A 12,958-nucleotide genomic window follows, 5' to 3' on the forward strand; every position below is an offset into this window, starting at 1 on the left:
GTGGAGCGAGCGCTGTATCCGGACAGCGCCCACCCGCAAGTCCAGCGTCGCATTCTCCAGCCGCTCACCAAGCCGCACCACCCCCACCCCTATCCCCTCCCCACAAGGGGGAGGGGGAGCGCCTCGTCGCCCATCGTCCCCGCACACTCGGAGGGCTGCAGCATGACCACCCCCATCCTCGAACTCGACGGCGTGGTCGGCGGCTACGGCGCCATGACCATCCTCAACGGCACGAGCTTCAAGGTGCCGCGCGCCGCCATCACCACGGTGATCGGCCCCAACGGCGCCGGCAAGTCGACCGTGTTCAAGGCGATCTTCGGCCTGATCAAGGTCCGCGAGGGCCATATCCGGCTGGAAGGCCGGGAGATCACCAACTGGAACCAGCGCAGGCTGCTCGAAGCCGGCATCTGCTACGTGCCGCAGGGCCGTAACATCTTCCCCGAGCTCTCGGTGCGCCACAATATCGAGCTCGGCGCGGTCGCGGCCGGCAGCCAGATCACCGATATGCCGAAGCGCATCGAGGCGGCTCTCGACCGCTTCCCGTCGCTGCGCGCCAAGGCCGATGTCCAGGCCTCGACGCTCTCCGGCGGCCAGCAGAAGCAGCTCGAGATCGTGCGCGGCCTCTTGCTCGATCCCAAGCTGGTGCTGATCGACGAGCCCTCGATCGGCCTCTCGCCGATGCTAGTGCAGGAGACCTTCGACATCCTGAAGGAGCTGCGCGCCAAGGGCGTCACCATCCTGATGGTCGAGCAGAATGCGCGATCGGCGCTGGAGATCTCCGATGAAGGCCTGGTGCTGGAGCTCGGCCAGACCCGCATGCAGGGCCCGGCTGCCGACATCCTCGCCGACCCGCGCGTCGGCCAGCTCTTCCTCGGCGGCGTGATGACGGAAGCGGCGTGATGGCGCCTTACCGTCATTGCGAGCGCAGCGAAGCAATCCAGGGGCGGAAGCACTCTACGCCCCCCTGGATTGCTTCGTCGCTGACGCTCCTCGCAATGACGAGCTAAGCGATCTGACTACGGAGCAGCCATGAACCCGACCTCGATCGCCACCGTCTCGCTCTCCGGCGACCTCGCCGACAAGCTGCAGGCCATCGCGGCAGCCGGCTTCGACGGGGTCGAGGTCTTCGAGAACGACTTCCTGACCTTCGACGGTAATCCGCGCGATGTCGGCAAGATGATCGCCGATCTCGGCCTTGCCATCGTCGCCTTCCAGCCCTTCCGCGATTTCGAGGGCATGCCGGAACCGCTGCGCGGCCGCACCTTCGAGCGGGCGCGGCGCAAGTTCGAATTGATGAACGAGCTCGGCGCCAGGCTCATGCTGATCTGTTCGAACGTCTCGCCGCAATCGCTGGGCGGGATCGACCGCGCGGCCCATGATCTCAACGAGCTCGGCGACCTCGCCAGCAAGCATGATGTGCGCGTCGGCTTCGAGGCGCTGGCCTGGGGCAGGCACGTCAACGACTATCGCGACGCTTGGGAGATCGTGCGCCGGGCGAACCATGAGCGCATCGGCCTCATCCTCGATTCCTTCCATACGCTGGCGCGGCGCTCGCCGCTGGAGCCGATCGCCTCGATCCCCGGCGACCGGATCGAACTGGTCCAGCTCGCCGACGCCCCCCAACTCGACATGGACGTGCTGAGCTGGAGCCGGCACTTCCGCAACTTCCCCGGCCAGGGCGACCTCGCCGTCGCCGATTTCCTCCGGGCGGTCGAGGCGACCGGCTATTCAGGCCCGCTCTCGCTCGAGATCTTCAACGACCAATTCCGCGCCGGCTCGGCCAAGCGCGTCGCGATCGACGGGCTGCGCTCGCTGATCCAGCTCGCCGATCAGACGGCTCGCCTGAGCGATCCCGCCAAGGCAGAGATGCCGGACCGCGCGCCGCTGCTCGGCGTCGAGTTCCTCGAATTCGCGCTCGACGAGGAGCCGGCGCAGGCGTTGACCACACTCTTCAGCGCGCTCGGCTTCCACAAGAGCGGCGAGCATCGCAGCAAGGCGGTGACGCGCTGGAGCCAGGGCGGCATCAACCTGATCGTCAACACCGAGAAGGACGGCTTCGCCCAATCGCATGCGATCATGCACGGACCCGGCGTCTGCGCGCTGGCGCTGCGGGTGGCTAATGTCGAGGCGACGATGGCGCGCGCCCGGGCACTGAAGGACACGACCTTCGAGCAGTCGGTCGGGCCGGACGAGATGGAGATCCCGGCGATCCGCGGCGTCGGCGGCAGCCTGATCTACTTCACCGAGCCGCGCCATGACGGCGCCCAGAGCTGGCATGACGACTTCATCGCCACCGGTGCCGGCGGCAGCGCTCCTGCCCTGCTCACCGATGTCGACCACATCTCGCAGTCGATGGACTATGACGAGATGCTGTCCTGGCTGCTATTCTACACCTCGCTCTTCGCGCTCGACCGCATCCCGCAACTCGCCATCGCCGACCCCGCCGGACTGGTGCAGAGCCGGCCGCTGGTCAATGCCGACGGCTCGGTCCGCCTCATCCTCAACGGCTCGCAGGCGACGCGGACACTGTCCTCGCGCTTCGTCTCCGAGCATTTCGGCTCGGGCGTGCAGCACATCGCCTTCACCTCGCCGGACATCTTCGCAGCCGTGACCGCGATGCGCGCCGCCGGGCTCGATTTCCTCGATATCCCCGAGAACTATTACGACGACCTCGAAGCCCGCTACGGACTAGAGCCGGCCTTCCTCGACCGGCTGCGCGAGCATCACATCCTCTACGACCGCGACGGCGAGGCTGAGTTCCTGCAGGTCTACACCCACGTCTTCGCCCAGCGCTTCTTCTTCGAGATCGTCGAGCGGCGCGGCGGCTATGCCGGCTTCGGTGCGGTCAATGCGCCGGTGCGACTGGCGGCGCAGGCGCGCGAGGCGCGGCCCGTGACGGTGCCGCGCCCGCTGCACGAGGATTAGCTGATCACCACGACCTTGCCGACGACACGGCCACCTTCGAGGAGTTCATGCGCCTGCACGATCTCATCGAGCGGGAAGCGCGCGGCGACCTCATGGCTGAGCCAGCCGTCGCGCAAGCCTTCGCCGATAGCGGCGGCGGCCTCGTCATGCGCGGCCGCGTCCATGACGTAGACCAGCACGAAGCGGATCGTCGCATCGAGCTGGAGCAGCGGCCAATAGGGCAGCACGGGCTCCGCAACCGCGTCTGATGAATAGGTCGCGACCACGCCGCGTGGCGCCAGCACCTGCATGGTCAGATCGAGATTGGCGCCGAAGGCGACCTCGACGGCACGGTCGACGCCCCGCTCCTTGCCGGTGAACTCGCGAATGCGTGCCGCAAGATCGTCGCTGAGGCGGTTGAGCACGAGGTCGGCACCGGCCACCTTGGCGGAGCGCGCCTGCTCCTCGCGGCTCACCGTCGCGATCACCCGCGCGCCGCCCTGCTTGGCGAACTGGATGGCGTAGCGACCGACCGCTCCGGCGCCGCCGGTGACGAGCACGACCTTGCCGGCAACCGGCCCATCCGCGAAGACGCAGCGATGCGCTGTCATCGCCGGTACGCCGAGACAGGCTCCTTCCTCGAAGGAGACGTTGGCGGGCAGCGGCTGGACCTGCCGCGCCGGCAGCGCGACATACTCTGCCGCCGCGCCAAATGGCCGACCGAGCGACGCCTCGTAGAACCAGACGCGCTCACCGATACGGCTCTCCAGCTCGGGCGAACCTGCTGCCACGACCTCGCCGGCGCCGTCCTGGTGCGGAATGATCAGCGGAAACGGCATCTGGTCGCGTCCCAGCCAGCCGGCACGCCCCTTCCAATCAGACGGGTTGATACCGCTGGCGCGGACCCTGACCAGCAATTCGCCCGGCCCGGCGACCGGCTGAGGCTGCTCGCCGACCTGCAGGACCTCGCTCGCCGGCCCCTTGCGTTCATACCACGCGGCCTTCATCGCCATGCTCCCTGTGCGATTGCGGAAGCAGGCAAGTGTCGTCATAGCTCATCAGGAACAAGTACGTACAAAGAGAACATGTACTATCATGGATGTAACTGTCTCAGATCTACTCCCCTCCGCCGGAACGAGACCACGCCGCGAGCCGGCGGCGCGCACGGGCTGCGGCGTCGAGGCGACCTTGTCGGTGATCGGCGGGGTCTGGAAACCGGTGCTGCTGTTTCAGCTTCTGCGCGGGAAGCTGCGCTTCAACGCCCTGTGCCGGCTGACGCCACGGGCGACGCCGCGGATGATCACCCTGCAATTGCGCGAGTTGGAAGCGGATGGCGTCGTGCGCCGGATCGTCTACCCGGAGGTGCCGCCGAAGGTGGAGTATGAACTGACCGAATTCGGGCTCTCGCTGGAGCCGGTGCTGCTCGCCATGCGCGCCTGGGGCCAGAGCTTCCAGGCGCGCATGGACGCTGCGGAGACTGAGTCCGGGGGAGGAACAGCTCAGCCGCGCAGCATCTGCATGGGAGCAGGATAGTACCGGAAGCCGTCGCCGGCCTTGGCGAGGTTGCCGAAGCCGGGCCAGGCGAAGTGATAGGACATCACAGGCGTCTTCTGCTCGGCCAGCATGGTGAGCAGCCTGACCCGCGACTGCACCGACATCTTCGGATCCCAGTCATAGGCGAACTCGACGCGCGGATTCTCGGTCAGCAGCACTGGATGATGGGTCAGATCGCCGAGGAATGTGAACGACTTTCCGCCCGAGGAGACGTTGAAGATCGTATGGCCGGGACTGTGGCCCGGCGCCGAGATCGCGGTGATCCCCGGCAGGAACTCCTGGCCGTCCTTGAAGAAGACGATGCGGTCGCGCACCGGGCGCAGGTTCGCGCGAGCGTGGTCGCCGAAGGCCTTGAACGGCGTCCCGAGGCGGGCGTCGTCGAGCCAGTAATCATGGTCGACCTGGCTGATATAGATCTGCGCGTTCGGGAAGTTGGGCTTGCCCTCGGCCGAGCAGATGCCACCGGTGTGGTCGATATGGGCGTGGCTGCAGACGATCGCGTCGATGGATGTCGGGTCGATGCCGGCTTCCTGCATGCTCTTCAGGAGCCGCCCGGTGGTCGGGCCGAAGGCCTTGGAGAAGCCCATGCCGGTGTCGAACATCACCAGCCGGTCGCCGAAATTGACGATCGGGATGTTCTGCTCGAGCACGACATTGTCCTTGGCCAGGAAATTCGTCTCGAGCAGGCCGTAGACCTGCTCCTTCGGCAGGCCGAGGAAGCTGGAGCCGGGATCGCCGAGCGGCAACGGCCCGTCCGAGACCACCGTGATCTCGGCCTGGCCGAGCATGAAGCGGTAATAGTACGGCACCTGGCTGTTCGCGAGCGGGGCCTTGGCGAAGGCGCCGCTCGGCAAGGCCGCCCCGGCCGCGAGCGCCGCCGCGCCCGAGAGGAAACCGCGGCGGCTGGTAGACGGGATGAGCAGGTTCGACATGGCGTTCCTCCGGGACAAAAGGGAGCGGCGTCGAGCGCCGTCTTCTTCGCGCGGGAGGCCTGGCGTCACGTCAGGCCTTGCCGGTGGGGAAGGATGCACGCCTGCGGAGTGGACGGCCAATAAGGCTTCGCTCTAGTCTGCATAAGCGAAAGCTCGCGCTCGCGCGGCGAGGCGAAACAAAACCAATGGGGGATCGGGCGGCGATGGATCTGCGCCAGTTGCGCTATTTCACGGCCATCGTCGAACAGGGCTCGTTCTCCAAGGCGGCAGTCAAGCTTCGGGTGGCGCAGCCGGCGCTGAGCCAGCATCTGCGCCATATGGAGGACGAACTCGGCGTCGCCCTGCTGCATCGCGGCACGCGCGGCGTGCAGGCGACAGAGGCCGGCGAGCGCCTGCTCACCAAGGCCCGCATCATCCTCGCCGAATTCGCCGAACTGCGTGACAGCGTCCGCGGCGAGCAGGCGGCGCCAGCCGGCGAGGTCCGCATCGGCCTGCCCGGCACCGTCAGCGAGCAGTTCAGCGTGCCGCTGATCGAGGCGACGCAGGAGCGCTATCCGGATGTCCGCATCCGCATCGCCGAGGCGATGAGCGGCTTCGTGCTCGACTGGCTGCGCAAGGGCGAGGTCGACCTCGCGGTGATCTATTCGACCTCGGACCCGAAGGGGCTCGGCATCCACCATATCCTGACCGAGGAGCTCTGCCTGTTTGGCGTGCCGGCGCTGACGGCGCTCAAGACCTCGCCCGGCAAGGTGGTGACGCTGAGCGAGGCCGCCGGGCTCGACCTGATCCTGCCCGGTCCGGGCCATGGCCTGCGCGACCAAATCGACGAGGCGGCGGCCGGCATCAACGCCACCGTCCACGCGGCGGTGGAGATCGAATCCTATGCGCAGATCAAGCGCCTGGCCGAGCGCGGTCTCGGTTACGGCATCCTGCCGCGCATGGCTGTCAGGGCGCAGGAGAAGGCCGGCGTCTTCCAGACCTGGCCGATCGAGCAGCCTTCGCTCTATCGCAAGGTCTATCTCGCCTACTCGACCGAGCGGCCGATGACGGCCGCTGCCCGCGCCATCGGCCAGCTCTCCTGGGAGATATTGCGCGGCCTCGTCACCGAAGAGAGCTGGACCGCGACGCTCGGCGACGAGAGCGATCCGCCGGCCTTATACGGCTGATCGGGATTTCGTCTTTGACAGGCGGCGGCCGCACCGCCCACTCTTGCAGCCATCCTCAGCCCTCATCCTGAGGAGCCGCGCAGCGGCGTCTCGAAGGATGCTTCAGGAGGCTCTGGAGACAATTGGAGCATCCTTCGAGACGCGATCTCCGATCGCTCCTCAGGATGAGGGCTGAGATGAAAAATCGAAGCCACGAGGATACGCCTTGAAGACCCGCGCCGCCGTCCTGCACGCAAGTCCCGTCGCCGCGCCCTATGCGCAGTCGAAGCCGCTCCGGATCGAGGAGGTCGAGCTCGCCCCGCCTGGAATGGGCGAGGTGTTGGTCAGGGTCCGCGCCGCCGGCCTCTGTCATTCCGACCTCTCGGTGATCGACGGCAACCGGCCGCGCCCGGTGCCGATGGTGCTCGGCCATGAGGCGGCCGGCGAGGTCGAGGAGGTCGGGCTGGGCGTCACCGACCTCTGGAAAGGCGACCGTGTCGTCATGGTCTTCGTGCCCTCCTGCGGCCATTGCGCGCCGTGCAGCGAAGGCCGCCCTGCTTTGTGCGAGCCCGGCAATGCCGCCAACGGCATCGGCGAGTTGATGGCCGGCGGACGCCGGCTCTCGCAAAACGGCAAGCCGGTGCACCACCATGTCGGCGTCTCCGCCTTTGCCGAGCATGCGGTGATGTCGCGTCATTCGCTGGTGAAGATCGAGGCCGATATCCCGCACGAGATCGCGGCGCTGTTCGGCTGCGCCGTGCTGACCGGCGTCGGCGCCGCAGTGAACACGGCGAAGGTCCGCGCCGGCGAAACGGTCGCGGTCGTCGGCCTCGGCGGCGTCGGTCTCTCCGCCTTGCTCGGCGCCGCCGCCTGTGGCGCCGCTCGCGTCATCGCGGTCGACCTCTCCGACGAGAAGCTTCGGATCGCCCGCGAGCTCGGCGCGACCGACACCTTCAACGCCGGCTCGCCCGATGTGGTCGAGGCGATCCGCGCCGCGACCAAGGGCGGCGTCGACCACGGGCTGGAAATGGCCGGCTCGGTCAAGGCACTGGAGCTCGCCTACCAGATCACGCGGCGCGGCGGCACGACGACGACCGCCGGCCTCGCCAACCCCGCCCACACCATGGCGCTGGCGCCGGTGCGGCTCGTCGGCGAGGAGCGGACGCTGAAGGGCTCCTATGTCGGCTCCTGCATCCCGGTGCGCGACATCCCCCGCTTCATCGAGCTCTATCAGCGCGGCCGCATGCCGGTCGACAAGCTCTGGACCAGCTCGAGCCCGCTCGAAGGCATCAACGAGGGCTTCGACGCGCTGAACGAAGGTCGGACGATTCGACACGTCATCCAGATGTGAGATCAGCCCTGCGTCTTTCCGGGGCGCCGCAAAGCGGCGAGCCTGGAACCCAGAACCGATGCCGTTTCCGGAAGAGGCTGGCCAGCTCCAGTATTATCAAGAACCCGCATCGGTTCTGGGTTCCGGGCTCAGGCCTGCGGCCTGCCCCGGAATGACGGAGCGCGGCGCCAGCGTCGCAGCAAGGGCCGCGACCAGCATGAGCGCAACCGCGAGCCCGGCGAGCGCCGGAAAGCCGGCACGGGCATAGAGCGGACCGAAACCTGTCGTCCCGGCGAAAAGCGCGAGATAGGTCACGCTGCTGTTGAGCCCCATGATCGCGCCACGGCGGGAGGGATCGAGAGCACCCAGCCTGAGGATCAGCACGTTCAGCCCGGCATGGTTGGCCATGCCCCAGAAGAACACCACGGCGAGCAGCGTGGGGTACGACGCAGCGACGAGGCTCATCGCCAGATAGACGCCGCCGACCACGGTGAAGAAGACCGGCAGCAGGCGGGCCGGACCGAGGCGGTCGATCCAGCGGTCGAGGAAGGTCGTCGCCCCGAAGCCGAGGCCGTAACACAGAGCGAGCAGGCCACCGGCGCTGACCGGCAGGCCCAGCGCGCGATGCAGATGATCGCCGACATAGGCGTAGACGCCGTAGAACGAGGCCATGAAGGCGGCGCAGGCGAGCAGCAGCGGCGCGATGCCGGGAACCCGCAGCGCCGAGAGCGGCGACGGCGCGGCGCGCCCGGTCACGTTGCCGCCGGCGGTCAGCTTGGTGGTTCCAGCCATCGCCGCGAGCCCGGCGACGACGACGAGGCCATAGACCATGCGCCAGCCGAAGAGGTCGGCGACCACGGCCGAGAGCGAGACGCCCGCGACCATGCTGAGCGTCCAGCCGAACAGGACGACGCCGAGCGTGTCGCTCTCGCGGCCGGCAGGCGCGGCCAGCGCCGCGAGCGTGTAGATCGACGGCAGCGCCAGGCCGGCCGCGAGGCCCGCCAACAACTGTGCCCCGACGAAGGCCGAGAGAACCGGCGCCGCGCCGCTCGCCGCGAGTGCGGCCAGGAAGGCGAGCAGGGCATAGCGCAGCATGCGCCTCGCGCCGAAGCGATCGATCAATCCGGCGAGCAGCAGGGCGCTCGCTGCCGTGCCGATGCCGAAGGCGGCCGAGGCCATCATTACCGCCGGCACGTCGCTGGCGAAGCTGTCGGCGACGCGTGGCGCAATCGGCCCCAGTGCCAGCGAGTTGGCGCCGACCAGCCCGATGCACAGGCACAGCGCATAGGCTGCCGAGGGAATCCGGGGCGCCTCCGAAGCTGTTTGATTTTCATTCGTCATTTTGACAGAATGACCGAATGAAATTCTGGATCAATCGAGGATCGACGAATGCTCGAAAAAACAGATGGCGTTCGGCGTAACCGCGGAGCCGAGCGCGAACTCGATGCCATGGACCGAAAGCTGTTAGGCGTTCTGGTCGAGGATGCGACGATCAGCTACGCCGATCTCGGCGAGCGCGTCGGCCTCTCGCCGCCGGCGGCGCATGAGCGAGTGAAGCGGCTGCGGCGCTCCGGCGCGATCCGGCGGGTCGCGGCGCTGATCGAGCCGGAGGCGACCGGCAAGACGCTACTCGCCTTCGTTCATGTCGACACCACCGGCTGGGGCAAGACGACCACGCTCTTGGCGATCGAGGCGCATCCCGAAGTCGAGGAGATCCATTCGGTCGCCGGCGACACCTGCATGCTGCTCAAGGTGCGTACGCAGAGCACCCACGCGCTCGAAGGCCTGCTGGCGAAGATCTACGACGTGCCCGGCGTCACCGCGACCCGCAGCTATGTCGTGCTCTCGACCTATCTGGAGCGGCCGGTCCAGCCGGGCATCACCGGCGAATGGCCGGGGCGCGTCAAGGACCCGCGAAAGCTGCCCGTCAGCCAAACATCGCCGGATTGACTGACGGCTTCGACCCGACCGGCACCTTGAGATGGTGCAGCCTGATCGGCTGATGCAGGACGTAGCCACCGTCCTCATGCTCCGACAGCGCCTCGAAACGCGCGAGCAGCTTGCCGCGCGCCGCCTCCGCACGTTCCTCCCGCGCGGGATCTGCCGCGACGGCGCGCGCCATGAAGGCAGCCGCATCTGGGAACGTTTCGACGCGATCATATTCGATCCGCCGGCTTTCGCTGACGATGCCGCGACGCATGGCGCGGACGATCGCGTCCTGTGCCGCGTGCCTGACCTCGGTCTCATCTTCGATCAGGCGCAACGCATCGAAGAAGGAGCCTTCCGACAAGGGCTCGATGACGACGACACTGCCGCCCTTGCCGACGACGCGCGCGGCTTCCTCCAGCGCCAGCAGCATGTCGGGCACCGGGACATGATGCAGGCTGTTGAGGAAGATCGCGGCGTGCATGCTGGCATCGCCCCAAGGCAAAAGCTGCGCGCAGCCGTGCTTCAGCGCCGCCTTGGGAACGAGCTTCTGCGCAACCTCCAGCATCGCCTCGTCCGGATCGAGGCCGACGACGCTCGCGCCACGCTCGGCCAGCGCCTGCAGCAGGCTGCCCCTGCCGCAGCCGATGTCGAGGATACGCCGGCCCGGCAAGGGCGCGAGTAGCTTCTCAAGAATCTCGACGGTATCGCCTGCCGGCCGCGTGATCATAGTAGATCAATGGTTGCGCCTGCGGCGGGGCGCAAGACCTGTTCTTCGGCGATCCAGAGCTACTCGCTTCGGGCAAGCAACCTGGCCGCGACTCATCTCGCCAGACCTCACCCGTGCTTGTGCACGATCGTCTTGGCGACGGCGAACTCCTCCAGCGCCATGAAGCCCTTCTCGCGGCCATGGCCGCTCTTGCCGGTGCCGCCGAAGGGCAGCTCGATGCCGCCGCCGGCACCGTAGCCATTGATGAAGACCTGCCCGGCCCGGACCCGCTTGGCGACGCGCTGCTGGCGCCCGCCATTATTGGTCCAGACACCGGCGACGAGGCCGTAAGGGGTGGAGTTGGTGAGCTTCACCGCATCCTCCTCGTCGTCGAAGGAGAAGGCGGCAAGGACGGGACCGAAGACCTCTTCCTGCTCCAGCCGGTTGCCGCGCGGCACCTGGCCGAACAGGGTCGGGGTCACGTAGAAGCCGCCATTGGGCACGTCCTGGGCGATCGCGCCTTCGGCGAGGACCGGAATGCCCTGCTCGCGGGCCTGGTCGACGAAGCTCTGGACCCGGCCGCGCTGCTTGGCGTTGATCACCGGGCCGCAGTCGAGGTCCATCTCGGGCGTGCCGGCGCGCAGCTTGGCGAACTGCTTGGCGACAGCGCCGACGAAGTCGTCATAGACAGTCTTCTGGACCAGCACGCGGCTGCCGGCCGAGCAGGTCTGGCCGGTGTTCTGGACGATCGCCTTGCAGACGATCGGCACGGCAGCATCGAAATCGGCATCGTCGAAGACGATCTGGGGCGACTTGCCGCCCAGCTCCAGCGTGCAGGTGATGAAGTTGTCGGCGCAGGCCTTCTGGATGATCTGGCCGACCTGCGGCGAGCCGGTGAAGGAGATGAAGCCGACGCCGGGATTGCGGCAGAGCGCCTCGCCCGCCTCATGGCCGCGGCCGGTGACGATATTGATCGCGCCATCGGGGAAGCCGACCTCGCTGGCGAGCTCGGCGAGGCGCAGCGCGGTCTGGCAAGCATCCTCGGCCGGCTTCAGCACCACGGCATTGCCCATGGCGAGCGAGGCGGTGAGCGAGCGGCCGAACATCTGCGCCGGGTAGTTCCAGGGCAGGATATGGCCCGTGACGCCATAGGGCTCGTGCACGACGTTGACGCTGTAGCCGTTGAGGAACGGGATGATGTGGCCGTGCACCTTGTCGGCGGCGCCGCCATAGAACTCGAAATAGCGCACCGTCGCCTCGATATCGGCCCGGGCCTGCGCCATCGGCTTGCCGGTGTCCTGCGCCTCGATCTTCGCCAGCTCGTCGAAATGATCCTGGACCTTGAAGGCGAGCTTCGCGATCAGCCGGCCGCGCTCGGCCGCGGTGAGCTTGCCCCAGGCGCCCTCATAGGCGGCGCGGGCGGCCCTGACGGCGTCGTCGATATCCTCGGCGTTGCCGCAGGCGATGCGGGTGAATTCCTCGCCGGTCGCCGGCGCGAGCACCGCCATGGTCTCGCCGGTGCGCCCGGCGACATGCCGGCCGTTGATGAAGTGCTGGGTCATGAAACCGTCCTTCCAAGTCCTTCGAAGCGAACCTCGACCTGTCCTCTCCCCCCTTGTGGGGGAGAGTTAGAGAGGGGGGTAGTCAGCCGCACGGTCGGACGCGTTGCATGCGCCGCACGGCAAATCATGTCTGGCGGCGGGTTGCATACCCCCCTCCCAACCCTCCCCCACAAGGGGGGAGGGCTTATCCTTGGCTTTCAATGCAGCCCGGCCGCGGCGAGCGAGCTTTGCGCCAGCACGGTCTCGCTGACCTCGCCGCGCTCGATCGCATAGGCTTTGGCTGCGAAGTTGCGCAGCAGACTGGGGTTGGATTCGGTGATCAGCAAGGCGATGTCGGGATGGCTGTCGCGCAAAGCGCGCAGGGCGGCGGCGTAGCGATTGGCCAGGACGGGAGCGAGGCCCTGGAAGGGCTCGTCGAGCAGGATGACGCGGCTGCCGACCATCAATGCGCGGGCGAGCGCCGCCATCTTGCCCTGTCCACCGGAAAGACCCGCCGCCGGGCGCTGGCGCAGATCGGCGAGCTCGGGCAGCACCGCATAGATGCGCTCGAGCCGGCTGATGATTGCGGCCTCCCCCAGCCTCATCACCTCGGCCGGCAGGCGAATGTTCTCCTCGATGGTGAAGGTCGAGAACAGCCGCCTGTCCTCCGGCGCATAGCCGATGCCGAGCCGCGGGCGCTCATGCGGCTTCACCGTATCGAGCGGCTTGCCGTCGAAGCTGATCGAGCCACCGGTCACCTTCATGAAGCCCATGATGGCGCGCAGCAGGCTGGTCTTGCCGGCACCATTGCGGCCGATGAGGGCGACCGTCGCGCCCTCCTCCAGCGACAGCGTGGCCCGGCGCAGCACCTGCACGCCTTCGATCTCGGCCGAGAGCTCCCTGATCTCCAGCATGAG

Annotated in this window: 12 protein-coding genes; 6 read left to right on the forward strand and 6 right to left on the reverse strand. The window is 67.6% G+C overall.

The features are described 5' to 3' along the window. Positions 1-162 precede the first annotated feature (162 nt). Positions 163-900 (forward strand): ABC transporter ATP-binding protein, encoded by a 738-nt coding sequence (locus ACSQ24_RS18595; RefSeq protein ID WP_436096110.1) that lies wholly within the window; start codon positions 163-165, stop codon positions 898-900. Positions 901-1,029: 129 nt separating this feature from the next. Next, entirely contained in the window at positions 1,030-2,925 is a 1,896-nt protein-coding gene (locus tag ACSQ24_RS18600; RefSeq protein ID WP_436096111.1) for a bifunctional sugar phosphate isomerase/epimerase/4-hydroxyphenylpyruvate dioxygenase family protein, read from the forward strand. Here ACSQ24_RS18600 and ACSQ24_RS18605 read toward each other — a convergent pair. Then, positions 2,922-3,911, reverse strand: a complete 990-nt coding sequence (locus tag ACSQ24_RS18605; RefSeq protein ID WP_436096112.1) for an NADPH:quinone reductase — start codon at positions 3,909-3,911, stop codon at positions 2,922-2,924. The two genes, ACSQ24_RS18600 and ACSQ24_RS18605, sit on opposite strands and share 4 nt — an antisense overlap. A 187-nt stretch (positions 3,912-4,098) precedes the next feature. Between ACSQ24_RS18605 and ACSQ24_RS18610 the strand changes: the two genes are divergently transcribed. Continuing rightward, positions 4,099-4,437, forward strand: a complete 339-nt coding sequence (locus tag ACSQ24_RS18610) for a winged helix-turn-helix transcriptional regulator (RefSeq protein WP_436097924.1) — start codon at positions 4,099-4,101, stop codon at positions 4,435-4,437. On the opposite strand, the gene ACSQ24_RS18615 is transcribed toward ACSQ24_RS18610, so the two are convergent. Beyond that, positions 4,404-5,390 (reverse strand): MBL fold metallo-hydrolase, encoded by a 987-nt coding sequence (locus tag ACSQ24_RS18615; protein WP_436096113.1) that lies wholly within the window; start codon positions 5,388-5,390, stop codon positions 4,404-4,406. The two genes, ACSQ24_RS18610 and ACSQ24_RS18615, sit on opposite strands and share 34 nt — an antisense overlap. Positions 5,391-5,593: 203 nt before the next feature. On the opposite strand from ACSQ24_RS18615, the gene ACSQ24_RS18620 reads away from it, so the two are divergent. Next, positions 5,594-6,556 (forward strand): LysR family transcriptional regulator, encoded by a 963-nt coding sequence (locus ACSQ24_RS18620; RefSeq protein WP_436096114.1) that lies wholly within the window; start codon positions 5,594-5,596, stop codon positions 6,554-6,556. Between the two features lie 205 nt (positions 6,557-6,761). Beyond that, entirely contained in the window at positions 6,762-7,886 is a 1,125-nt protein-coding gene (locus ACSQ24_RS18625; protein WP_436096115.1) for a zinc-dependent alcohol dehydrogenase family protein, read from the forward strand. A gap of 96 nt (positions 7,887-7,982) precedes the next feature. On the opposite strand, the gene ACSQ24_RS18630 is transcribed toward ACSQ24_RS18625, so the two are convergent. Continuing rightward, positions 7,983-9,206 carry an MFS transporter gene (locus tag ACSQ24_RS18630; protein WP_436096116.1) on the reverse strand — a complete coding sequence of 408 codons (1,224 nt, stop codon included), beginning with the start codon at positions 9,204-9,206 and terminating at the stop codon, positions 7,983-7,985. 48 nt (positions 9,207-9,254) lie between these two features. On the opposite strand from ACSQ24_RS18630, the gene ACSQ24_RS18635 reads away from it, so the two are divergent. Then, the gene (locus tag ACSQ24_RS18635) at positions 9,255-9,815 is read left to right on the forward strand and encodes an Lrp/AsnC family transcriptional regulator (RefSeq protein WP_436096117.1); all 561 of its coding nucleotides are present in this window, start codon (positions 9,255-9,257) and stop codon (positions 9,813-9,815) included. Here ACSQ24_RS18635 and ACSQ24_RS18640 read toward each other — a convergent pair. The 3 genes from ACSQ24_RS18640 to ACSQ24_RS18650 form a co-directional block, all read right to left on the reverse strand. Next, positions 9,793-10,521, reverse strand: coding sequence for a class I SAM-dependent methyltransferase (locus ACSQ24_RS18640; RefSeq protein WP_436096118.1), 729 nt, complete (start codon positions 10,519-10,521; stop codon positions 9,793-9,795). The two genes, ACSQ24_RS18635 and ACSQ24_RS18640, sit on opposite strands and share 23 nt — an antisense overlap. A gap of 107 nt (positions 10,522-10,628) precedes the next feature. Further along, positions 10,629-12,062 (reverse strand): aldehyde dehydrogenase family protein, encoded by a 1,434-nt coding sequence (locus tag ACSQ24_RS18645; RefSeq protein ID WP_436096119.1) that lies wholly within the window; start codon positions 12,060-12,062, stop codon positions 10,629-10,631. A 197-nt stretch (positions 12,063-12,259) separates the two neighbouring features. Next, positions 12,260-12,955: an ABC transporter ATP-binding protein gene (locus tag ACSQ24_RS18650; protein ID WP_436096120.1), complete on the reverse strand. Its 696-nt coding sequence runs from the start codon at positions 12,953-12,955 to the stop codon at positions 12,260-12,262. Positions 12,956-12,958 lie beyond the last annotated feature (3 nt).

Source organism: Allobosea sp. LjRoot237 (assembly GCF_964253285.1).
Taxonomy (GTDB): Bacteria; Pseudomonadota; Alphaproteobacteria; order Rhizobiales; family Beijerinckiaceae; genus Allobosea.

Coding starts and splice junctions, on each gene's coding strand:
- ACSQ24_RS18595 (WP_436096110.1), top strand. CDS start 163: ATGACCACCCCCATCCTCGAACTCGACGGCGTGGTCGGCGGCTACGGC.
- ACSQ24_RS18600 (WP_436096111.1), top strand. CDS start 1,030: ATGAACCCGACCTCGATCGCCACCGTCTCGCTCTCCGGCGACCTCGCC.
- ACSQ24_RS18605 (WP_436096112.1), bottom strand. CDS start 3,911: ATGAAGGCCGCGTGGTATGAACGCAAGGGGCCGGCGAGCGAGGTCCTG.
- ACSQ24_RS18615 (WP_436096113.1), bottom strand. CDS start 5,390: ATGTCGAACCTGCTCATCCCGTCTACCAGCCGCCGCGGTTTCCTCTCG.
- ACSQ24_RS18620 (WP_436096114.1), top strand. CDS start 5,594: ATGGATCTGCGCCAGTTGCGCTATTTCACGGCCATCGTCGAACAGGGC.
- ACSQ24_RS18630 (WP_436096116.1), bottom strand. CDS start 9,206: ATGACGAATGAAAATCAAACAGCTTCGGAGGCGCCCCGGATTCCCTCG.
- ACSQ24_RS18635 (WP_436096117.1), top strand. CDS start 9,255: ATGCTCGAAAAAACAGATGGCGTTCGGCGTAACCGCGGAGCCGAGCGC.
- ACSQ24_RS18640 (WP_436096118.1), bottom strand. CDS start 10,521: ATGATCACGCGGCCGGCAGGCGATACCGTCGAGATTCTTGAGAAGCTA.
- ACSQ24_RS18645 (WP_436096119.1), bottom strand. CDS start 12,062: ATGACCCAGCACTTCATCAACGGCCGGCATGTCGCCGGGCGCACCGGC.
- ACSQ24_RS18650 (WP_436096120.1), bottom strand. CDS start 12,955: ATGCTGGAGATCAGGGAGCTCTCGGCCGAGATCGAAGGCGTGCAGGTG.